Below are 21,528 nucleotides of genomic sequence, written 5' to 3'. Positions count from 1 at the left end.
CGTTACACCATCAGTTCGTCGAGTTCGGCATAGTCGGGCAGTTGGCGTTCGATCGCCCTGCCGTCGCGCACGACGATGCGATCCGATTCGGGCCGCGACAGCAATTCGGTCCAGCTCCGTCCCTTGAAGACGACGAAGTCGGCGCTGCCGCCGGCAGCAAGCGTGCCGGCGCCGTCGAGCCGCATCACCTCGGCCGGCGTCGCCGCCACGGCCTTCGGCCAGTCGCCGACCGGGTGGTCGAAATGCAGGATGCGGGTCGCCATGCGATAGACCTCAAGCATGTCGAGATCTCCATATGCGTAGAACGGATCGCGCGTGTTGTCGGAAGCGACCGCCACCTTGATGTCGCGCGCCTTCATCTCGTGCAGCAGCGTCACGCCGCGCCAGCGCGGGGTCGTGTTGTTGCCGCGCCTGTCCTGGAGATAGAGATTGCACATCGGCAGCGACACGACCGCCAGTCCGGCCTTCGCCACCTTGTCCAGCGTGTCGAGCACCTCCAGGTCCGGCTGGCGCGAGAGCGAGCAGCAATGGCCGACCAGGATGTTGCCGTCGAAACCGTTCCACAGCGAAGCTTCGGCGATCTTCTTCAGCGACATCGCCGCGACATCGTCAGTTTCGTCGGCATGGAAATCGAGGTCGAGCCCGTGCTTGATGGCTTCAGCAAACACCTTGTCGAGCAGTTCTTCGAGGTCGGGCACCATATAGGTGACCACGCCAAGCACGCCCTTGGCCGCGGCGACGCGTTTCGCCAGCCGCTCGAACCAGGCCTTGTCGCGCACGCCTTCGATGCCGAGCAGGCAGGCGGCCTGCAGCTCGATGCGCCCGCGCCATTTTTCCCGCATCGTCTCGAATACAGGCCAGGAGATCTCCTCCTGCGGCGGCACGCTGTCGAGATGCGTGCGCACGGCCTTGGTGCCATGCGCGTAAGCTGAGCGCAGCGAGAAATCCATGCGCCGCGCCACGTCCTCCGCGCTCCAGCGGGCGGCGCGGTCGGCGCCGGTGGCATTGAGCGCGCCCATGAAGGTGCCGTCGGGATTGGGCTTTCGCGGCCAGATATGGCCCTTGTCGATATGCGTGTGGCAGTCGACGAAACACGGCAGCACGATGCGGCCGCCGAGGTCGATCGCCTCGGCCGGTGCCACTGCCCGGTCGTGCGCGGCAAGGTCGGCGATCTTGCCATCGGCGATGGTAATGGCGGCCAGTGCAAACCCGTCCGGGTCGAAAGCGGCGGCAAGACCCGGCGTGAGGGATCGATGAAGCCGAACGTTGGCCAGGCGATAAGAACCAGAGGTTGGTATCAAGGCCTGCCCCCCGCTGTCCTATGCAACATAGTTCCCCAAAGGGGTCGGTTGGGTCGGAGACACGCTGAACGGCTGTGCGGAGACATCGCGAACAGTTTTGCACCGCCGCTAAGCTCGAAAGGAACGGCATGGATCCTAGGGTCTGCGCGTCCGCTTCGCTCCCGCTCCGCCCGTGGATGACGAAGAGGAAGGATGCCCGCACCAATCGCAAACGTCGGGGATACCGCAGCTCCTACCAATCTCCAGCGTTGGCGAATTGCATCCGCTTTCTTGTCCTTCGTCATCCACGGGCGGAGCGGAAGCGAAGCGGACGCGTAGACCCGAGGATCCATTCCGTTACGATCGCCCCAGAATGCGGCGGCACAAAACTGTTCGCGATGTCTCCGCACGCCTGTTCGCTGTGTCTTCGGCTCAACCAGCCCCTCACTATTCTCAATCACATCACGCACCCTACCGCTCCTGCTTCAACGCGCTCTCGTGCCAGCGGCGCAGGATGAGATGCGACACCAGCGACAGCACCAGGAAGATGAGGATGCCGGTCAGCGAGATCAGGATCAGCGCCGCGAACAGCCTGGGAGCGTTGAGCCGGTAGCCGGCCTCGATGATGCGGGACGCAAGCCCGGACGACTGTCCCTGCGCGCCGGCGACGAATTCGGCCACCACCGCACCGATCAGCGACAGGCCGCCGGCGATCTTCAGCCCGCCGAGAAAATAAGGCATCGCCGCCGGCAGGCGCAGATAGCGCAATTGTTGCCAGCGTGTCGCGCCGTTGAGCTTGAACAGGTCGCGCAAGTTGCGGTCGACCGAGTTCAGCCCGAGCGTCGTGTTGGAAAGGATCGGGAAGAAGGCGACGATCCAGGCGCAGAGCAGAAGCTTCGTCGTCTGATTGTTGATGTAGATGTTGATCAGCGGGAAGATCGCGACGATCGGCGTCACCTGCAGCACGATGGCGAAGGGGAAGAACGACATCTCCACCCATTTCGACTGCGCGAAGAGCACCGCCAGCCCGACGCCGCCGATGACGGCAAGCAACAGGCTGAGAAAAGTGATCCTGAGCGTCACCAGGAGCGACGAGAACAACAGGCCGGCATCGTCATGCAGCGTCTGCAGCACCACGCCAGGACGCGGCAGGATGTACTGCGGGATCTCGTTCCAGACGCAGATGCGGTCCCACAGCCAGATCGCCAGCACCATGATCGTCAAGGGCAGCACCCATTTGCCGATCCGCTCCAGCCGCTCCTGGCGAACGCGGCGCGCCTCTTCCGCGTCGAGCTGCATTGCGGTGTCTTCAGTGGCCGTCATGGTGAGGTCCGGCGGTTGAGTTGATGGCATTCACCAGCACGTCCGAGGCCTGCCGGCAAAGTGCGGCATAGTCGGGCGAGGTCCGGAACGCCTCGTCGCGCGGATAAGGCGCTTCGATGGCAAGTTCCCCGTGGACCCGGCCCGGTCGTGCCGCCATGACGACGACGCGGCTCGACAGGAACACGCTCTCGAAGACGCTGTGCGTGACGAAGACGACGGTGAAGCGCTCGTCCTGCCAAAGCTCTAGAAGGTCGTTATTGAGCTTGAAGCGGGTGATCTCGTCGAGCGCCGCGAAGGGTTCGTCCATCAGAAGGATGCGCGGCTTGGTCACCATGGCGCGAGCGATCGAAACGCGCATCTTCATGCCGCCGGACAGCTCGCGCGGCACGGCATTCTCGAAGCCGGTGAGGTGGACGCGCGACAGCATCTCCATCACGGCGGGCTTGGCCCCTGCGCGCGACACGCCCTTCAGCCTGAGCGGCAGCCAGACATTGTCGAAGACGCTCGCCCATGGCAGCAGCGTCGGCTCCTGGAAGACGAAGCCGATATTCGAGCGATCGATCGAGCCGCGCCAGTCGAGCTGACCGGAGGTCGGCGTCGACAAGCCGGCGATCAGCCTCAGCGCCGTCGACTTGCCGCAGCCCGACGGGCCGAGCAGGCTGAGGAAATCGCCTTCCCGGATCGCCAGATCGACCTTGCTCAGCGCCGTCACGCCGTTGGAAAACACCTTGCCGACATTGCGCAGCGAAAGCAGCATCGGGCTCTCGCTCGATGCTGCTTTCTGCGCCACTTTCTCCTGGATCATCTCAGGCAGGCCGCCTTATTTCTTCAGCTCCAGCCCGACACCCTTGTTGATGAAGGCGAGGGTATAGGCCTTCTTGATATCGATGCCCGGCTGCGCGACCTTGGCCTTGACCATCTTGTCGTAGAAGCTCTGGATGCGCGCATCGGTCATCCCGCCGATACCGAGCTTTTCCGAATCGCCGGAATCGACGATGCCGAACTTCTTCAGCTGCTCGATCGAGAAGGCGATCTGCTCATCCGTCATGTCCGGATTGTCCTTCTTGATCATCTCGTTGGCGGCTTTGTTGTCGCCGTAGAGATAATTGTACCATCCTTTGGCCGAGCCATCGACGAAGCACTGCACCACCTCCGGCCGCTTGTCGATCGTGTCCTGCATCACCTCGATGGTCGTCGCGTAGGTATCCCAGCCGTTGTCGGCGAGCAGGAACTGGTTCGGCACGAAGCCGCCCTGCTTCTGCACGGCGAAAGGCTCGGATGTGACATAGCCTTGCTGGATCGACTTCTTGTTGGCGATGAAGGGCGCCGGATTGAACGTGTAGGGTACGCGCTTGGCGGCATCGAAGCCGAGATCGGTCACCATCCACTGGAAGAAGGTCTGCGCACCCTCGTCGGCGAGGATGTATTGGTCGGCGTTCTTGAGGTCCTCCCATTTATCCAGCCCCTGCCCCGGCTGGGACATGATGACCTGAGGATCCTTCTGGAAGTCGGCGGCGACGACGCGCATCGGAATGCCCTGCTGCACGGCGTCGAAGGCCGAGAGCAGGTTGCCACCCATGTAGAAATCGATCTTTCCGGCAAGCAGCATGGGGCGGCCGCTGACCTGAGGGCCGCCCTGCATGATGGTGACATCGAGACCACAGGCGGCATAGGTGCCGTCGGCGATCGCCTGGTAGTAGCCGCCATGTTCCGGCTCGGCCAGCCAGTTGGTGCCGAAGGTGACCTTCTCGTTGGCCGCGGCGCCCAGCGTGCTGGCTGCAAGCAGCGCGATCGCACCCGCCAGGATCTTTTCTTTTCCGTACATTAACATCACCCTCTCTTGGCTCCGGCGCGCTGTGCGCTGGGCTCGACACCATTGGTTCAAGAAGCAAGACACATGCCACCGCCTGGGCCGCCTGCTTGCGCGGCAGTCATTGCCGAGACCGGACGGGTCATGCTGTACGGGAGGCATCGTGCCTATTTTTTGGACGCCTGTCCATAATCGCCCGGGCGGCATGCACCGCATCTTGAAGCTTTCGTGAATCCGGCCTTAGTCTGCCGGCGGACAGGAGAATGGCATGCTCAAATACCTCGCCCCCCAATCGATCAAGCCGCCCTTTGCCCGCTATAGTCACGGCGTCGAAATCCCGGTGGGGAAGCGTCTTGTCCTGTGCTCGGGCCAGCTGGGCATCGCTGCGGATGACACCGTCCCCGACGATGTCGGCGCGCAGACCGAGCTCTGCTTCAAGAACATCGCCGCAATCCTAAGCGAAGCCGGGCTGACGCTGAACGATGTCGTGCGCATCAATGCGTTCGTCACCGATCGCACGCATCTGCAAGCCTATATGGATGTCCGCAACCGCCTCTTTTCCGATCCGGCGCCCGCTTCGACGCTTATGATCGTTTCGGGCTTTGCCCGCCCGGAATTCAAGGTCGAGGTGGAAGTGCTGGCAGCCGGCTAGCGGTTGCCCGCGGACGCCAAGCGCTTTAGACCGCTCCAGTCCGGACAAACAGACCTTCGGGAGACGACATGACAAAAAGACGGGTATGGTGGGGCGATTACCGGACGACCGAATACGCCTCGATCGACGCGGAGGCAACGATCGCCGTGCTGCCGGTGGCGGCGATCGAGCAGCATGGCCCTCACCTTCCGGTCTCGACCGACACCTCGATCATGATGGGCATGTTGGAGACGGTGATCGCGCGCCTGCCCGGCGAACTCGATATCCGCATCCTGCCGGTCCAGGCTGTCGGCAAGTCGAACGAGCATCTGCATGCGCCGGGCACGCTGACTTTGCCGGCCACGACGCTGGTGGATGCATGGACCGAGCTCGGTCTGTCGATCGCGCGCGCCGGGGTGAGAAAACTGATCGTCGTCAACTCGCATGGCGGCAACGAAGAGATCATGGGCATCATCACGCGCGAACTGCGCGTGCGCGCAAAAATGCTGGCGGTAAAGACGAGCTGGCAGCGCTTCGGCCGGCCGGCCGGCATGTATACCGAGCTGGAAGACCGCCACGGCATCCATGGCGGCGATGTCGAGACCTCGCTGATGCTGCACTTCCGGCCCGACCTCGTCGACATGACCAAGGCCGATAATTTCGTCTCGCATGTGGGTCGCGCCGAAAAGGAATTCGCCCTGCTGCGCCACACCGGAACGCACGCCTTCGCCTGGATCGCCAGCGACCTCAATCCGAACGGCGTGGTCGGCGACGCCAGCATCGCCACCGCCGAAAAAGGCCGGCTGACCGCAGAGCATCAGGCGGATGGTTTCATCAGCCTTGTCAGGGACGTTCGTAAGGCGAAGCTTGCGGACTGGCTGCTTTAATGCATGTCGCGCAAAAGTGCGCAGCGGTTTTGCGGAAACGACATGCATAAAAACAAGAGTTTAAAGCGCGTCGCCCGACTCCGTTTCAACGCGACGCGCTTTAAGCCTGGATATCCAGCTCGAACGGCGTCCCTTCAAACGCGTCGGCGCCGCGCCCGATTGCTTCGATCGCCGCAATCATCCGGCCGTCACGTCCGAGCAAGGTATCGGCGACGGCAATCAGCCGGGGATTGGGCGTCGCTGACGGCGAGAGAAAGCGTAGCGTCTTCGCCAGTTCCGCCTCGTCGCGCTTGGGCGCCAGCGCTGCCGCGATGATATAGGCCGATGCCGTCGAGCGGCTGATGCCGGCATAGCAGTGCACGACCATGGGCTTTACCCGATCCCAGCGATAGGCGAAGTCGAGCAGCGCGCGCACATGCTCCTCGCCCGGCATGGTCATGCCTTCCTGCGCGACTGCGATATCGTGCATGACCAGATGCAGATGATTCTCCGCCAGGATGGAGGCCGGACGTGTCACTTCGGTGCCCGCCGCGAGCAGCGACAGCAGCCGCTCGGCGCCAGTCCTCGCCACCGTCTCTTCCAGCTTCGACAGCGAGCAGACGTGAATCATGGCGCGGTCTCCTTCGCCGCATCGTCGCGCCGCGCGGCCCAGTCGGCAAGCGCGCTTTCGAGGCGCTGCCATTCCTCCTCGCTGCCCGGCAGACCGATGCGCAAAACATGGGGCCGCGCGGCGAAATGGCGAACCAGCACACCACGCCGCCCAAGTGCCGCAAACAGGTTTGGAGCGTCAGGGAAAGACAAATAGCGGAACAGACTGGTGCCGCCGGCGACCGGAACCTCGAATCGGCCGAGCAACGCGTCGAGACGCTCGGCATCGCCTGCAAGGCGTCGTCGCATGTCGCCCTGCCACTTGGTGTCCGCCAACGCGCGGATACCGTATTCGAGCGCCGGGCCGGCAACGGCCCAAGGCCCGAGTTGTACGTCGAGCCGCTCGACCGTCAGCGTATCGGCAAGCGCGAAGCCGAGCCTGACGCCCGCAAGGCCGAAGAACTTGCCGAAGGAGCGCAGCACCACGATGCCGCCCTCCCCGACATCGCCGGCCAGGCTGTGCTCTATTGGGCCGACATCCATGAACGCTTCGTCGACGACCAGCAGGCCGCCCCTCGCGCGAAGCCGCACGGCGAGATCGAGCAATCGGTCCCGTTCGATCACCCGTCCATCCGGATTGTTCGGATTGACCAGCACCGCAAGGTCGGCGTCCGCCAACGCTGTGAATTCGTTCACCTCCGCGACCGCATGGCCCGCGATCGCGGCAGCCCTGGCGTGTTCGGCATAGGTCGGACCGAGCACCCGCGCCTTGCCGGGCCTCACCAGTGAAGCGACGCGCGGCAGGAGGATTTGCGTGCCAGGCCCAGCCGCGACATGCGCAGCCGACGGCGCGCCATAGGCCTTGGCCGCAATTTCGGCCAATTCACGCAGCCGTTCGGATTCCGGCAATCGTGACAGGGCGGTGGCGGGCAATTCAAAAAGCGGATAGGAGTGCGGATTGATACCTGTCGAGAGGTCGACGAAAGGCCGTGGCGCGTGGGGGAAGAGCGCGCTCGCCCGGCCGAGGGATCCGCCGTGATCCACTGCAGCAACCGCTCCGTCAAGAAGCTTCATGTCGATCCTGATCGCTTTCCTGTCACTCGCCGTTGAACGTGCCCTTGGCTATCCCGACTGGCTGTTTAACGCCATCGGCCATCCGGTAACCTGGATCGGCAGGCTGATATCCTTTCTCGATCGCAGGCTCAACCGCGCGACCGATTCCGACGAATTGCGTCGTCGCCGCGGCGTCCAGGCGCTGCTCGTCATCCTGCTGGTGCCGGCGGCCATCGGCCTGGCGCTGCATGTCCTGCTTTGGCTGATCTTCCCGTCCGGCGTTGTCATTGCAGCCATCATCGGCTCATCGCTGCTGTCACAGAAAAGCCTGGCGGAGCATGTCGAGGATGTCGCCGATGCGCTGGAGACCGGCGGCCTGACGCTTGGCCGTATCGCCGTTTCGCGCATCGTCGGCCGTGATCCCGAAAAGCTCGACAAGGCGGGCGTCGCCCGCGCCGCGATCGAAAGCCTGGCCGAGAATTTTTCCGACGGCATCGTCGCGCCTGCCTTCTGGACCGGTATCGGCGGGCTGGCCGGGGGCGCTGCCTACAAGGCCGCCAACACCGCCGATTCGATGATCGGCCACCGCACGCCGAAATATGAGGCATTCGGCCGCGCCGCGGCGCTCTTCGACGACAGGATCAACCTGCCGGCATCGCGGCTCACCGGCCTGTTGATCGTGCTCGCGGCCTTCCTGGTCAAAGGCGCCGATCCCCGCGAGGCTTGGCTGGTCATGCGCCGCGACGCGAAAAAGCATCGCTCGCCCAACGCTGGCTGGCCGGAAGCCGCCATGGCCGGCGCGCTGGGGCTGTCCCTGGCAGGGCCGCGCAGCTATGGCGGCGAGATCGTCGAGGACGCCTTCATGGGCGAAGGCGGCCGGCGCGAGGCGGAAAGCACCGACATAAGACAGGCGCTGAAGCTCTACCGCGTCGCCGACGGGCTGCTGATCGGCTTGTTCGCGATTCTGTCGGCGATCGTGATCTACCTGACCATTTTGATCGGCGGCTAAAACTCAATTCCCTGCTGCGCCTTCACGCCGGCCGAGAAGTGGTGCTTGGTAAGACCCATTTCGGTGACGAGATCGGCCGCCTCCACAAGCAGCGGTTTGGCATTCCGGCCGGTGACGATGACGTGCAGGCCCTCGCGGCGCGCCTTCAGCGCCGCGACCACCTTCTCGAGATCAAGATAATCGTAGCGCAGGGCGATGTTGAGCTCGTCGAGCACCACGAGGCTGATCGATGGGTCGGCCATCAACTCGAGCGCCTTCGCCCAGGCGGCTTCGGCGGCGGCGATGTCGCGCTTCAGGTCCTGGGTTTCCCAGGTGAAGCCTTCGCCCATCGCGTGCCAGACGACGCGGTCGCCGAAAGCGGCGAAGGCATCCTTTTCGCCCGTATGCCACTTGCCCTTGATGAACTGGACGACGCCGACGCGCTTGCCGTAGCCCAGCATCCTCAGCGCCAGCCCGAAGGCAGCCGTGGTCTTGCCCTTGCCCGGCCCCGTGTTGACGATCAGCAGTCCCTTCTCGATCGTCTTGCCGGCCACCTCGGCATCCTGCACCGCCTTGCGCTTGGCCATCTTGGCGCGATGGCGTTCGGCGTCCCCCTCGTTGATGGTCTTGTCGTCGATGGTCTTGTCGTCGATTTCGGCCATGTTATTTCACCTTGAGCGGCAGCCCCGCCACCATCATCAACACGCTATCGGCGACCGCCGCGACCTGCTGGTTGAGCCGGCCGGCGGCGTCGCGGAACCGGCGCGCCAGCGCGTTGTCCGGCACGATGCCGAGCCCGACTTCGTTCGACACCACGAACCAGGGTCCGCGCGGCCGCGACAGCGCATCGGTCAGCCGCCGGCACTCGGCCTCGATGTCATGGTCGGCCAGCATATGATTGGTCAGCCACAATGTCAGGCAGTCGACGAGCACCGGCTGGTGATCGGGCAAGGCCTCGATCGCGTCGGTGAGATCGAGCGGCGCATCGACGGTGACCCAGCCTTCGCCGCGGCGCGCGCGATGCAGCGCGATGCGCTCGCGCATCTCGTCGTCATAGGCTTGTGCGGTTGCAATGTAGGTCCAGGGCGATGGGTTCGCCGTCGCCAAGGTTTCGGCATGCGCGCTCTTTCCCGCGCGCGCCCCGCCGACGATGAAGGTCAGACGACCCTTGGCGCGATCAGGCAAAGCTGCCGCGCAGGCTGGTCGCCGTGCCGGTGAAGCGGCCGCGCACCACGCCGACAACTGCGCCCAGCACCAGCCAGAAAACCAGATCGGTGAGCGTCACCGCAACGACGAACTGGTGATGTAGACCTTCCGGAATTGCCGTTTCGAAACTTTCCGGCTGCGGCGCACCGACAATGTGCGGCGCCACGATCAGCGCAACACCGAGGATCGCAAGCGGCAACGACTTTCGGAAAGCGATCAAACCGAGCCCGGCGGCCGTCGCGGCCACTGTCGAAATCCACCAGATCTGGCGCGGCAAAAGGTCGGCCGCGGGCATCGCCGGCAGTTCGGGCGGCAGGCCGAGGCCAGGCGCCAGGGTGAAAACCGCGAAACCGGCAAGGCCCCAGAACACGCCCTGGCGCCAGTTGCCGATGCCGCCGGCGAATTCGGAGATCGCGACCAGGATCAGCGCGAAGCCGATGCCGGTGACGATGTTGGCGACCACGTTGAAGGCGAAGCGCTCGAAGCCGTCGGCCGGCGCCCAGCCCTCGTCCTCGGCCGGAGCAGCCGCTTCCGCCGGCACCGGAGTCACGCTGCTCATCGCGTTGTCCGCCGGAGCGGCCGAACTCATTGCGTTGTTGCTTGTGCTGGCGGCGGCGTGATCGTGGTGATGACCGCTGCCGGCCTTTTCATAGACTTCCGCCTTCAGGATCAGCGGCACGGTCGCATAGGCCTGCATGCAGGCGAGCGCTATGCCCGCCACTAGCCCCGCGATCGCCGCGATGAACACGACGTTGCGAAACAGATTCATGATGTCAGGCCTTGCTCAGTGGCAGGGAAAAGCCATCGAATGGCGATAGTCGTGGGCGGCGTTGTGGACCGCATCGATATGCGAGAAGCCGACGAAACCGACGACGAAAATGCCGAGCAGCGCGGCCAAGGCCAGCTGCATGATGCGCGACTGCGAGGAGACGGAGGCGCCGAGGGAGACGGAAGCGGTATTCATGTCTTGTCCTTTCGCCCTCCACCCGAGGGCATCGAAGTCAACTTTCCCGTCGCCGGCAGGTCTCCTGGCTCGCGGATCCGCGCCCTTCCCCACCTTCCCGAGGAAAATCCTCAGTGGTTTATGGAGAGGACTACCGCACACAGTTGCGGGGGCAGCCACGGCTTTGGGCGGAAACTCCACCCTCACCGCATTCCCTCTTGGCTCCAAAAACGGAACCGACGACGCGATCGACTATAGGCAGAATCGTCGCGCCCGGCAAACCAAAATCCGTCACGCCGCAGCGTGATTGCGGCACGGGTTTGGGTTTCTGATCCCACGCATGTCTTTGTCCCGAAACCGGTTCCCTGTTTCGTGAGACATGCTCTAAGAAGCGGCGATCCGCTCGGCAACCAGCTGCTGCAATCGCCACAAATGGCGGTCGTGAATGCCGCGCTGCTCGAGGTTCTTCACCGTATTGTAGAGATAGTCCGCGCCCGAGCCCCAATGGCCGCAGGATGTCGCCAGCCGCTCGACCACCACCTTCTCCTCGATCGGACCGGCATAGGTCGTGCCTTTGCGGTTGATGACAAAGGCCAGCGCCTGGAAGCGTCCGGCGTTGCCCGTCAGGTTGAGGAGCCGAGGATGATAGCTTGTCGGCTTCAGCGTCATCTCGCGCCGGAAAAGCTTGTCCAATGCCTGCCGGCGGTCGTTGCCGTTCAGTCGGAAAGCGACACCTTTGCACTGCCCGCCGCGATCCAGGGCCATCATCAGACCCGGCTGCTCCTTGGTACCGCGCCAGCGCGTCATGTTCATGCAGAAGGAACGGTGCCAGCCGCGCGCCACGGCAACCCGCTCCTCGACATGATCGATCTCGGGCTTCCAGATCAGCGAGCCATAGCCGAACAGCCAGAGTGGCTCGTCAGCGGGGAGTTCAGCCTCCAGGGCGTCCAGCATCGTCTCATAGTCGGCGTTATCAAGGTGCGCGGCATGCGGATCGGGGCCGCTGTCTTCGACGACTCGAAAACAGCGAGCGACCAGCTCCTCGGTGAGCGACATCGTTCTTGTAGGCATATTTGCGATCCCGACCAGCCGGCAAGCGCCAGCGTCGGAAACGACTTTAAGGGCGGTGCCGGGACGCCACAATGCCCGGCAATTGACAACGGCCCGGCCCGGGTGTCGGCTGTCGGCAGCGAAGGAGAAGCCGATGCAGCCGAATCCGAGCGGACGCGATCGCTACTATGGTCTTACCAGCCTCGAGCCGACATTGCCCGCCACGGCGTATCGGGAACCCGATGCCTACCAGCGCGATCTCGAAGCGATCTGGTACCGGAGCTGGCTGATGGTCTGCCGCGAGGCCGATCTCGCGGAACCTCTCGCCTTTCGAACGTCCCGCATCGGCTCGCAGGAAGTCGTCGTGCTGCGCGACGAAACCGGAAGCCTGCGAGCCTTCCACAACACCTGCCGGCATCGCGGCTCGCAGCTTTGCCAGGAAAGCGCTGGGCGGCTGAAGGCCAGGCTTCTCACCTGCCCCTACCACGCCTGGTCCTACTCGCTGCGCGGCGACCTGGTGCGGGTGCCGTCGAAATCGCTGCCCGAAGGCTTCGACAAGGCCGATTTCCCGCTCTACCGGGTGGCGCTGTCGGTCTGGCGCGGCTTCGTCTTCGTCAACCTTGCCGAGGATGCCGGCGGCTCGTCGGAAGCCTCCTTCGATCCTGCTTCCGGCGACCTTGCGAACTGGCCGCTGGAGACGCTCGTCACCGGCCACCGGCTCAGCAAGGTGATGAACTGCAACTGGAAGATTTTCTGGGAGAACTTCAACGAGTGCCTGCACTGCCCGGGCGTGCACAAGGACCTGTCGCGGCTGGTGCCGATCTACGGCCGCGGCCTGATGGCGAGGCACGACGATCCGGAATGGGCGCGCCACGCCGACAACGACGCGCCGGAGTTTTCCGGCGGTCTGCGCGCCGGCGCCGAAACCTGGTCGCAAGACGGGCGTGTCCATGGACCGGTCTTTGCCGGCCTGACGCCGGCCGAGCGCGTCGCCGGCCAGACCTACGCCACATCGCTGCCCTCGATGTTCATCGTTGGCCATGTCGACTACGTCCGCACGGTGCGGCTCGCGCCGCTCGGACCCGAGCAGACCGAGCTCACCGCCGAATGGCTTTTCGCGCCGGAAGCGCTCGCACAAACCGATATCGACAACATCGTCGCCTTCGGCACCCAGGTGCTGGAGGAGGACGCCGCGATCTGCGAGGTCAACCAGAAGGGCCTGCGCTCTATCCGTCACGAAGCCGGCGTGCTGATGCCCGAAGAATATGATTTGCGCCGCTTCCACGAGTGGGTGCGCGGGCGCCACGCGGCATTTCAGTCCCCAGTCAAAACGACTTCGGCAGATAGCGCCAGGTGAAGAAGCCGCAAAAGGCGGCTAACAGGCCGAGCGTGACGAACACCGAGCCGAGACCGAAGAAAGAGAGCACCACCGAATAGACCAGCGGCGGCGTCAGCTCGGAAAAATCGAGATAGGTGCGGTAGACCGCCGCCATCTGCGCCCTTTCGTAAGAGCGCACCGAGCGCATGAAGGCGGTCGAGCCCAGCGCGTCGAGCGCGATCGTGAACAAGGCGCCGCAAAGCAGGAAGGCGGCGGTGAGCAGTGGCGCGGCGTCGCCGACGCCGCCGGCCGCGAAAAGCATCGTCGCCATGGCGAAATAGGCGAAGGTCATGGTGCGGCGGCCGCCAAAACGCTTTCCCGCCTTGCCCCAGAAGATCGCCATGAACAGCAGCGCGTTGCCCGCCGACACCAGCAGCCCGCCGGCAAGCTTGCCCTCGCCGGTGATCACCATGAACAGCGGACCATAGACGAAGAAGGTCGTCCAGAAGCAGGAGCGGCCGAAGGCGATCAGCCAGGCAAGCCTGAGCCGCGGCTGCGCGACGAAGCGGCCAATATTGGCGAGCGGATTGGCCGGCCGGCTCTTGCCGGGACGGATCGACGGGTTGTCGCCCAGCCGGTAGGCCCAGAACAGCGCGAGCAGTGCCAGCGCGAAAGCCACGACCGCGCCATGCGCGGCATAGATGCCGAAGCGCGTGTAGAGGAAGATGCCGAGCGTCGGTCCGCCCGTCCAGGCAAACATCGACCAGGCCATGCGCAGTGACTCCGCCTGCATGAAGTCGGTCTTGCGGATGTGATCCATGATGTAGAGGTTGAGCGTGATGGACAGCGCGCTCGCGCCCATGACGCGGCAGAGCATGCCGGCGAGTTGTCCCGGCAGCGTGTGGGTGACGAAGAACACCGAGCCGATCGCCAGCATCAGGCAGCCGGCCGTATAGACCCAGCGGCGCGCGAAGCGGCGGATCAGCATCGGCATGAACAGCGTCACCGAGAGCCCGAGCAGCGAGACGATGGTGTAGAGGATCGAGACGATCTGTTCGTTGTGCAGGATCTCGTAGGCCTGGATCGGGATGACGCTGGAGATCGTGGCGCGGGCAAAGGATTCGACCGCATAGAGCGAGGCGAAGGTGCGCGCATCGGCTGGCCTGAGAGCCGGAAGCCAGATCGGATGGCGCACATGGGTGGACATCGGCCCTCCGAAAGTGAATCGCTCGCCAAATCTGGCCGGACTACCGGCTGGCAGGTAGCAGGAAACCGACTCCGAGAGGCCGAAAAGCGAAGCCGGCCAAAGGCTTTCCGCTGCTGGCCTAAAGCGGCGCGCCATTCCCCCAACGGCAGCGGCCCCTCTGCTGTTCGCGCGAACCGTGATAGTCGTTTGGCACGACTGAATCGGATTGCGAGATGATGAGCCTTCAAACGACAAGCGAAGCCGTCCAGGACGCGCCGAAACACAGCCGCATCGCCGCCATCGACATCCTGCGCGGCATCGCGCTGATCGCGATGGCGAGCTACCACTTCACCTGGGATCTCGAGAATTTCGGCTACACCACGCCCGGCCTGACCGCCTTCGGCTGGTGGAAGCTCTATGCGCGCTGCATCGCCTCGACCTTCCTGTTCCTGGTCGGCGTCAGCCTGTTTCTCGCCCATGGAAGGCAGATCCGTTGGCCGAGCTTCTGGAAACGCTTCGCCATGGTTGCCGTGGCGGCGATCGCCATCTCGGCCGTCACCTACATCGCCACGCCGGACGGCTTCATCTTCTTCGGCATCCTGCATGAGATCGCGCTGGCGAGCCTGCTCGGCCTCGCCTTCCTCAGGCTACCGGCGCTGCTGACGGCCGTTGTCGCCGCGGCCGTGATCGCGGCGCCCTACTATCTGCGGTCGGAAGTCTTCGATCATCCGGCGCTGTGGTGGGTCGGGCTGTCGGCGACCAACCCGCGCTCGAACGACTATGTGCCGCTGTTTCCATGGTTCGGCCCGGTGCTTGCCGGCATCGCGGCCGTCAAGCTCGCTTCGGCCTCCGGGCTTCTCGCCCGGCTGGGGAACTGGATCCCCGGCCGCTGGTCGAACCCCTTCACCTTCATCGGCCGACACAGCCTCGCCTTCTACCTCATCCACCAGCCGGTACTGTTCGGCTCGGTCTGGCTGCTTTCGCAGGTCATGCCGGCACCGCCGCAAGACAAGGACGCCGGCTTCCTGAAAGCCTGCCAGACGTCCTGCGAACAGCAGCGGGACACGACGTTCTGTTCCAGCTATTGTGGCTGCATGCTGGACACGCTGAAGGACGAAGGGTCTCTCGACAAGCTTTACAGCAACGACCAGACCAGCATCTGGAAGTCGCATCTTGCCGATCTCGCGAGCACCTGCACCGCGGCGACGGAAAGCACGATGGAGGGAGGACAGCAATGACCGACACCCAGCCGAAGCATGGGATCATCCCCTGGCCGCCCGTGATCTATGTCGTGGCGATCGCGCTCAGCGTCGTGCTCGGCATGCTCTACCCGCTACCCTGGATCGGCGACATCTTCGGCGACATACTGGTCGGCGCCGGCTGGGTGGCGCTCTTCGGCGTCGCAGCACTTTGGGTCACGGCGATCCGCACCATGGTGCGCGCGAAAACGACGCTCAATCCCAATGCCGAGCCCGACCATCTGGTGACGTCCGGCCCCTTCGGCATCACCCGCAATCCGATGTATCTCGCCAACACGCTGCTGTTGATCGGCGTCGCCTTCATCACCGGTATCGCCTGGTTCCTGATCTTCGCCTTCCTCGCCGCCTTCGCGACGCAGAAGATGGCGATCGAGAAGGAGGAAAGGATGCTGACGGCAAAGTTCGGCAAGAAATATCGGGATTACGCCAAGCGGGTCCGGCGCTGGATTTGAGCACGCACTTTCTGGCTCCATGGTGAGATCGCTAGCGCAAGCAGATCGCATTCCTCGGCGATTGGCCGAAGCGTCTGTTCCATCGTCATCCTATAGCGAAGCAAGGAGCGAAGCGACGCGGCGTAGACCATAGGATCCATGCCGTGACTTTCGAGAGCCGACCACGGCGCAGAATTCTGCTCCGCTGCACCATTCGGCAAAGGTTACGGCATGGATCCTTGGGTCTTCGCTTCGCTACGCCCAAGGATGACGAAGTTTGGAACGCTTCGGCTAATCGCCAAAGTTCGCTATGATGGGTGCCCTCAGGTATTCACGCCAAGTTCCGCCAGCCGCTCCACGCAGGACTCCTCGGCCTGGTCGAGCTCGGCGAGCGTTTCCTCGAGATCGCGCCGCTTCTGCCGCAGGTCCTCGCGCTTTTCCTCGATGCGCCTGATCATCAGCTTGAGCTGGCCGACCTCGCCCGGCGGCTCCTTGTACATCTGGATGATCTCTCGGATCTCGGCGATCGAGAAGCCGAGCCGCTTGCCGCGCATGATCTGACGGATGAGATGCCGGTCGGAGGGGCGGAACAGCCGGGTGCGGCCGCGCCTGATCGGCTGCACGAGCCCCTCATCCTCGTAGAACCGCAACGTCCGGGTCGACACGTCGAACTCGCGCGTCAGTTCGGTGATCGTGTAATATTCCCGCATTCTCGCTCCCACGCCCAAACGTCCAGGCATCGCCAAGCTGGAGCGTCGCCCTTCCTCCGATCAAACCTCGTCATGTGCTGGAATCGGCACTTGACCCCGAGGCAACGTCGCACGGCATTTACGTAAAAGTCAATTGACGGCGCTCGATTGCTTTAGCGAATGCTGAACCACCAGGTGGCCAGCCCAAGGAAAGCAAAGAAGCCGACACAGTCGGTGACGGTGGTTACGAAGACGGCCGAGGCCACCGCCGGATCGATCTTGAAGCGGTCGAGCAGCAACGGGATCAGGATGCCTGCCAGCGCCGCGGCGAACATGTTGATGATCATCGCCGCGGCGATGATGCCGCCGAGATTGGGGTCGTGGAACCAGATCCCGGCGACCATGCCGATCAGCACGGCGAACACGATGCCGTTGATGAAACCCACACCCACCTCGCGCCGGATGATGCGGGCTGCATTGTAGATGTCGAGATCCCGCGTCGCCAGCGCGCGCACGGTCACCGTCATGGTCTGCGACCCGGCATTGCCGCCCATGCCGGCGACGATCGGCATCAGCACCGCCAGCGCCACGATATGCTCGATCGTGCGGTCGAACAGGCCGATCACCGACGCCGCCAGGAACGCCGTCAGCAGATTGACGAGCAGCCACGGCACGCGCGAGCGCGATGTCGCCAGCACGGTATCGGACAGCTCTTCGTCGCCGACGCCGCCCATGCGCAGCAGGTCTTCCTCCGCTTCCTGCTGGATGACGTCGACGACGTCGTCGATGGTGAGCACGCCGACCAGCCGGTCGTTCTCGTCGACCACGGCTGCAGAGAGCAGGTCGTACTGCTCGAATTCCCGCGCCGCCTCTTCCTGGTCCATGGTGGCCGGGATGGCATGCCGGGTCTCGTGCATCACCTCCTCGACCTTTACAGCCCGCTTGGTGCGCAGGATCTGGTCGAGGTCGATGGCGCCGAGCAGCTTGAAGCTCGGGTCGATGACGAAGATCTGGCTGAAGCGCTCCGGAAGGTTCTTGTCCTCACGCATGTAGTCGATGGTCTGGCCGATCGTCCAGAACGGCGGCACGGCGACGAACTCCGTCTGCATGCGCCGGCCGGCTGTCTCTTCCGGATAGTCGAGCGAGCGCCTCAGCCTGATGCGTTCGGTGAAGGGCAGCTGCGAGAGGATCTCTTCCTGGTCCTCCTGGTCGAGATCCTCGAGGATGTAGACGGCGTCGTCGGAATCGAGCTCCTGCACCGCCTGCGCGATCTGCTCGTTGGGCAAATTGTCGACGATGTCGAGGCGGATCGCCTCGTCGACCTCGGTCAGCGCGGAGAAGTCGAAATCGGAGCCGAGCAGCTCGACCAAGGCCCGGCGCTGTTCGGGATGCAGCGCCTCCAGCAGATCGCCGAGTTCCGACTGGTGCAGATCGTCGACTTCGCGCTTTAAAGTGAGCGTGTCGCGGTCCGCGATCGCCGCGCCGATCTGGGCAAGGAAAGAGGAGCGGACGGCGCCGTCCTCGCCGTAGATGTCGGCGTGGTGCTCGTCGGCGGCCCTGGCGCCGGTCGTCTCTGTGTCCTGGGCTTCCACCAGCGCCTCCGCCAACAGGAATCCGGAAATGGTGCGAAATCAAGGTCTAGAGCATGAGCCCCGAAAGTGGAAACCGCTTTTCGGGGAAATCCGATGCCAATGCGGCAGATAGGGCCGTGAAGCGATTCGTCTTGCGAAATCGTTGCGCTAGCATGCGGAATATTCAGCGAAATATGTCCCGTGACGCCTTCGAAGCGATCTGGCGGCAGGACAATTTTCGGTTTCAGCCGGCGCGACAGCGCATGTCGCAGCGGAAAGAGCGCGCCCCTGCGGTTGCGGCAGAATTGTCATGATGCAGGTCCTGAGTGGCCGGCAAGTTGCAAGATCGAAAGGACAAGCGGCAGGCCTTGGACCTCAAGTCCCGGAAAACGAACGAAGCAGTTGGCTCGAGGCGCGTGCGCGTCGTCGTTGCCGAACGCAATCCGCTCGTCGTGTCGGCGCTCCGCGAGATGCTCGAATGCGATGGCCGTTTCGAGCTGGTGAGTTCCGTGCAGAGCGGCATGCAATTCCTCGAGCTGGCGGCGGACACCAGCTTCGACGTCGCCGTCATCGGCTGGAGGCTCGCCGACATGGATGGCGCCGATATCCTGGCGGAAGTCCAGAACCGCAAGCTCGACCTGCGCATCACGGTCTTTTCCAACGATCATGACATCGGCATCCTGAAGCAGTGCGTGCGCCTCGGTGCCCAGGGCTATTGCTTCCAGTTCGACGATCCGCCGATCATCTTCGAGACGATCCTGGCGGTCGCGCATGGGCGCATCTGCATCCCCTATATCGACATCAACAAGGTCAACGACACGCCGCTGTCGCAGCTCACCGTGCGTGAGCGCGAGCTGCTCGCGGTGCTTTCCGATGGCTGGACCAATCTCCAGATCGCGACCCGGACGGGGATCTCGGAAAACACGGTGAAGTACCACCTCAAGAATCTCTACGACAAGCTCGATGTGCGCAACCGCGCCATGGCGGTCGCGCTCTATGCGAACGAGAAGCGCCGCACCTCCAAGTCGCCTTTCGGGTAGGGAGCCCGGGTAGGTCCGCCCTACCCGCGCGCGGCGACAACTTACCCGGCAAGGTGTTGTTGCGACACGCCGCCCCAACGACACTCCCCGAACAATCCCAACGATCGGAGGAGTTCGCGCATGGCTGGGTTCACCCATCTTTTCATCCCAGGACCCACCAATATTCCCGAAGAGGTCCGGCAGGCCATGAACCTGCCGATGGAGGACATGCGCGCCGCCTCCTTCCCCAATCTCACGCTGCCGCTGTTCGAGGACATCAAGCGAGTTTTCAAGAACGAGACTGGTCGCGTCTTCATCTACCCATCGTCAGGCACCGGCGCCTGGGAGGCGGCGATGACCAACGTGCTCAACCCCGGCGACCGGGTGCTGATGTCGCGCTTCGGCCAGTTCTCGCATCTGTGGGTCGACATGGCCGAGCGCCTTGGCTTCGACGTCGACGTCATCGACTGCGAATGGGGAACGGGCGTCCCGCTCGACCTCTATGCCGAGAGACTGCGGGCGGACAAGGCGCATCGCATCAAGGCGGTGTTCTGCACGCAGAACGAGACCGCGACCGGCGTCACCAGCGACGTCGCCGGCTGCCGCGCCGCCCTCGACGCCGTGAACCACCCTGCGCTTCTCTTCGTCGACGGCGTGTCGTCGATCGGCTCGATCGACTTCCGCCAGGAGGAATGGCGTGTCGACTGCGCAGTGAGCGGTTCGCAGAAAGGCTTCATGCTGCCGGCCGGCCTCGGCTTCCTGTCGGTCAGCAACAAGGCGCTGGCCGCGTCGCGGATCGCCACCCATAGGCGCTGCTACTTCTCCTTCGAGGACATGATCCGCGCCAATGACGCCGGCTACTTCCCCTACACGCCCGCCACGCAGTTGCTGCGCGGCCTGCGCGCCTCGCTCGACCTCATCGCCGAGGAAGGGCTGGACAACATCTTCGCCCGCCACCATCGCCTGGCCGAGGGCGTGCGCAAGGCGGTCGACGCCTGGGGGCTGAAGCTCTGCGCCAAGGCGCCGCAATGGCACTCCGACACGGTGAGCGCGATCCTGGTGCCGGAAGGCATCGACAGCGGCGACGTCGTCAAGCGCGCCTACCGGACCTACCAGACGTCACTTGGCGGCGGCCTCAACAAGGTGTTCGGCAAGGTCTTCCGCATCGGCCATCTCGGCTGGCTGAACGAGGTGATGGTCTGCGCCTCGCTGTCGGCGGCCGAAATGGCGCTGCTCGATTGCGGCGTGCGCCTGGCGCCGGGCTCCGGCGTGGCGGCCGCGATCGACCACTTCCGGCGCACCGCCGCAATGCCGGTCGCCGAGGCGGCGTGAGGAGCGGACGATGAGCCACACCATCAACCACCTCAAGAAGCTCAGGCTCCAGCGCAGCGAGCTGGCGGTTCCAGGCTCCAGCCCGGAAATGATCGACAAGGCGGCGAGCAGCGCCGCCGACTTCGTCTTCCTCGACATCGAGGACGCCGTCGCGCCGCCGGACAAGGAGCGCGCCCGCAAGAACATCATCCAGGCGCTGAACGACATCGACTGGCGCGCCAAGGGCAAGACCGTCTCGGTGCGCATCAACGGCCTCGACACCCATTACATGTACCGCGACGTGGTCGATGTCATGGAACAGGCCGGCGACCGTCTGGACACCATCCTGGTGCCGAAGGTAGGCGTTCCGGCCGACCTCTATATGGTCGAGGCCATGGTCAACCAGATCGAGATGGCCAAGGGTTATAAGACCCGCGTCGGCCTCGAAGCCTTGATCGAGACGGCGCTCGGCATGGCCAATGTCGAGGCGATCGCCGCCACGCCCGGCCGGCTGGAAGCGATGCATTTCGGCGTTGCCGACTATGCCGCCAGCAACAAGGCACGCACCGTCAACATCGGCGGCCTGAATCCGGACTATCCCGGCGACCAATGGCATTTCGCCCTGTCGCGCATGACGGTCGCCTGCCGCGCCTATGGCCTGCGCGCCATCGACGGACCGTTCGGCGATTTCTCCGACCCGGAAGGCTACAAGGCAGCCGCCAGGCGCGCCGCCGCGCTCGGCATCGAGGGCAAATGGGCGATCCACCCCTCGCAGATCGCTTTGGCCAACGACGTCTTCTCGCCGCCGGAAAAAGAGGTCACCCGCGCCCGCCGCATCCTCGAGGTGCTGAAGGAGGCCGAGGCGCTCGGCAAGGGCGCCGCCGCGCTCGACGGCAAGATGATCGACGCGGCGTCGGAACGTATGGCCCGCAACGTGCTGGTGGTGAGCGAGGCGATCGAGCGCGCCGGCCAAACTTGATTGACC

At 64.1% G+C, this 21,528-nt stretch carries 23 protein-coding genes and 1 riboswitch; of the genes, 9 read left to right on the top strand and 14 right to left on the bottom strand.

The features are described from left to right. Positions 1 to 2: 2 nt before the first annotated feature. The 4 genes from QAZ22_RS17245 to QAZ22_RS17230 form a co-directional block, all read right to left on the bottom strand. Positions 3 to 1,301, bottom strand: a complete 1,299-nt coding sequence (locus QAZ22_RS17245; RefSeq protein WP_278201960.1) for a cytosine deaminase — start codon at positions 1,299 to 1,301, stop codon at positions 3 to 5. 450 nt (positions 1,302 to 1,751) lie between these two features. After that, positions 1,752 to 2,603, bottom strand: a complete 852-nt coding sequence (locus tag QAZ22_RS17240; RefSeq protein ID WP_278201959.1) for an ABC transporter permease — start codon at positions 2,601 to 2,603, stop codon at positions 1,752 to 1,754. Then, positions 2,590 to 3,408 (bottom strand): ABC transporter ATP-binding protein, encoded by an 819-nt coding sequence (locus QAZ22_RS17235; RefSeq protein WP_278201958.1) that lies wholly within the window; start codon positions 3,406 to 3,408, stop codon positions 2,590 to 2,592. Before QAZ22_RS17235 ends, QAZ22_RS17240 begins: the two co-directional genes overlap by 14 nt. Before the next feature lie 15 nt (positions 3,409 to 3,423). After that, entirely contained in the window at positions 3,424 to 4,428 is a 1,005-nt protein-coding gene (locus QAZ22_RS17230; protein WP_278201956.1) for an ABC transporter substrate-binding protein, read from the bottom strand. 253 nt (positions 4,429 to 4,681) lie between these two features. Between QAZ22_RS17230 and QAZ22_RS17225 the strand changes: the two genes are divergently transcribed. Continuing rightward, entirely contained in the window at positions 4,682 to 5,065 is a 384-nt protein-coding gene (locus QAZ22_RS17225) for a RidA family protein (RefSeq protein ID WP_278201955.1), read from the top strand. Positions 5,066 to 5,133: 68 nt separating this feature from the next. Further along, positions 5,134 to 5,931: a creatininase family protein gene (locus QAZ22_RS17220; protein ID WP_278201953.1), complete on the top strand. Its 798-nt coding sequence runs from the start codon at positions 5,134 to 5,136 to the stop codon at positions 5,929 to 5,931. A gap of 100 nt (positions 5,932 to 6,031) precedes the next feature. On the opposite strand, the gene QAZ22_RS17215 is transcribed toward QAZ22_RS17220, so the two are convergent. Both QAZ22_RS17215 and cobD read right to left on the bottom strand, forming a co-directional pair. Further along, positions 6,032 to 6,541, bottom strand: a complete 510-nt coding sequence (locus QAZ22_RS17215; RefSeq protein WP_278072887.1) for a tyrosine phosphatase family protein — start codon at positions 6,539 to 6,541, stop codon at positions 6,032 to 6,034. Beyond that, complete coding sequence (cobD, locus tag QAZ22_RS17210) at positions 6,538 to 7,593, bottom strand: threonine-phosphate decarboxylase CobD (protein WP_278201952.1); 1,056 nt, start codon at positions 7,591 to 7,593, stop codon at positions 6,538 to 6,540. The genes QAZ22_RS17215 and cobD overlap by 4 nt, the downstream gene beginning before the upstream one ends. Between cobD and cbiB the strand changes: the two genes are divergently transcribed. Next, positions 7,592 to 8,581, top strand: a complete 990-nt coding sequence (gene cbiB / locus QAZ22_RS17205; RefSeq protein WP_278201950.1) for an adenosylcobinamide-phosphate synthase CbiB — start codon at positions 7,592 to 7,594, stop codon at positions 8,579 to 8,581. The genes cobD and cbiB overlap by 2 nt on opposite strands. On the opposite strand, the gene cobO is transcribed toward cbiB, so the two are convergent. The 5 genes from cobO to QAZ22_RS17180 form a co-directional block, all read right to left on the bottom strand. After that, positions 8,578 to 9,222, bottom strand: a complete 645-nt coding sequence (cobO, locus tag QAZ22_RS17200; RefSeq protein WP_278201948.1) for a cob(I)yrinic acid a,c-diamide adenosyltransferase — start codon at positions 9,220 to 9,222, stop codon at positions 8,578 to 8,580. The genes cbiB and cobO overlap by 4 nt on opposite strands. Position 9,223: 1 nt before the next feature. Then, a complete protein-coding gene (gene cobU / locus QAZ22_RS17195; RefSeq protein ID WP_278201946.1) occupies positions 9,224 to 9,745 on the bottom strand; it encodes a bifunctional adenosylcobinamide kinase/adenosylcobinamide-phosphate guanylyltransferase in 522 nt (173 codons plus the stop codon). After that, on the bottom strand, positions 9,738 to 10,535 hold the full coding sequence (locus QAZ22_RS17190) for a CbtA family protein (RefSeq protein ID WP_278201945.1): 798 nt from the start codon (positions 10,533 to 10,535) through the stop codon (positions 9,738 to 9,740). The genes cobU and QAZ22_RS17190 overlap by 8 nt, the downstream gene beginning before the upstream one ends. Positions 10,536 to 10,550: 15 nt before the next feature. After that, on the bottom strand, positions 10,551 to 10,730 hold the full coding sequence (locus QAZ22_RS17185) for a CbtB domain-containing protein (RefSeq protein WP_095780832.1): 180 nt from the start codon (positions 10,728 to 10,730) through the stop codon (positions 10,551 to 10,553). A gap of 36 nt (positions 10,731 to 10,766) precedes the next feature. Next, a riboswitch (cobalamin riboswitch) is annotated at positions 10,767 to 10,965 on the bottom strand. Between the two features lie 128 nt (positions 10,966 to 11,093). Further along, positions 11,094 to 11,780, bottom strand: coding sequence for a gamma-glutamylcyclotransferase (locus tag QAZ22_RS17180; protein ID WP_278201943.1), 687 nt, complete (start codon positions 11,778 to 11,780; stop codon positions 11,094 to 11,096). Positions 11,781 to 11,913: 133 nt separating this feature from the next. Here QAZ22_RS17180 and QAZ22_RS17175 point away from each other — a divergent pair, with 133 nt between their 5' ends. Further along, positions 11,914 to 13,116: an aromatic ring-hydroxylating dioxygenase subunit alpha gene (locus tag QAZ22_RS17175; RefSeq protein WP_278201942.1), complete on the top strand. Its 1,203-nt coding sequence runs from the start codon at positions 11,914 to 11,916 to the stop codon at positions 13,114 to 13,116. Here the strand turns inward: QAZ22_RS17175 and QAZ22_RS17170 are convergent. Beyond that, positions 13,085 to 14,284, bottom strand: coding sequence for an MFS transporter (locus QAZ22_RS17170; RefSeq protein ID WP_278201940.1), 1,200 nt, complete (start codon positions 14,282 to 14,284; stop codon positions 13,085 to 13,087). The genes QAZ22_RS17175 and QAZ22_RS17170 overlap by 32 nt on opposite strands. Positions 14,285 to 14,499: 215 nt before the next feature. On the opposite strand from QAZ22_RS17170, the gene QAZ22_RS17165 reads away from it, so the two are divergent. Beyond that, positions 14,500 to 15,501, top strand: coding sequence for a DUF1624 domain-containing protein (locus QAZ22_RS17165; RefSeq protein WP_278207869.1), 1,002 nt, complete (start codon positions 14,500 to 14,502; stop codon positions 15,499 to 15,501). Further along, the gene (locus tag QAZ22_RS17160; RefSeq protein WP_278201939.1) at positions 15,498 to 15,974 is read left to right on the top strand and encodes an isoprenylcysteine carboxylmethyltransferase family protein; all 477 of its coding nucleotides are present in this window, start codon (positions 15,498 to 15,500) and stop codon (positions 15,972 to 15,974) included. Before QAZ22_RS17165 ends, QAZ22_RS17160 begins: the two co-directional genes overlap by 4 nt. A gap of 302 nt (positions 15,975 to 16,276) precedes the next feature. Here the strand turns inward: QAZ22_RS17160 and QAZ22_RS17155 are convergent, their stop codons facing one another. Beyond that, on the bottom strand, positions 16,277 to 16,663 hold the full coding sequence (locus tag QAZ22_RS17155; protein WP_126088626.1) for a MerR family DNA-binding transcriptional regulator: 387 nt from the start codon (positions 16,661 to 16,663) through the stop codon (positions 16,277 to 16,279). Between the two features lie 152 nt (positions 16,664 to 16,815). Continuing rightward, a complete protein-coding gene (gene mgtE, locus QAZ22_RS17150) occupies positions 16,816 to 18,234 on the bottom strand; it encodes a magnesium transporter (RefSeq protein ID WP_278201938.1) in 1,419 nt (472 codons plus the stop codon). Positions 18,235 to 18,629: 395 nt separating this feature from the next. Between mgtE and QAZ22_RS17145 the strand changes: the two genes are divergently transcribed. The 3 genes from QAZ22_RS17145 to QAZ22_RS17135 all read left to right on the top strand — a co-directional run bounded on the left by QAZ22_RS17145 (position 18,630) and on the right by QAZ22_RS17135 (position 21,522). Then, positions 18,630 to 19,253, top strand: a complete 624-nt coding sequence (locus tag QAZ22_RS17145) for a response regulator transcription factor (RefSeq protein WP_278201937.1) — start codon at positions 18,630 to 18,632, stop codon at positions 19,251 to 19,253. 120 nt (positions 19,254 to 19,373) lie between these two features. Continuing rightward, positions 19,374 to 20,564, top strand: coding sequence for an aminotransferase class V-fold PLP-dependent enzyme (locus tag QAZ22_RS17140; protein ID WP_278201934.1), 1,191 nt, complete (start codon positions 19,374 to 19,376; stop codon positions 20,562 to 20,564). Positions 20,565 to 20,574: 10 nt separating this feature from the next. Further along, positions 20,575 to 21,522, top strand: coding sequence for a CoA ester lyase (locus tag QAZ22_RS17135; protein WP_278201933.1), 948 nt, complete (start codon positions 20,575 to 20,577; stop codon positions 21,520 to 21,522). The last annotated feature ends 6 nt before the right edge of the window (positions 21,523 to 21,528 follow it).

This window comes from Mesorhizobium sp. WSM4906 (assembly GCF_029674625.1).
Lineage (GTDB): Bacteria > Pseudomonadota > Alphaproteobacteria > Rhizobiales > Rhizobiaceae > Mesorhizobium.
The sequence above is the reverse complement of the archived record's forward strand: the minus strand, read 5'-3'. Positions and strand labels throughout refer to the sequence as shown.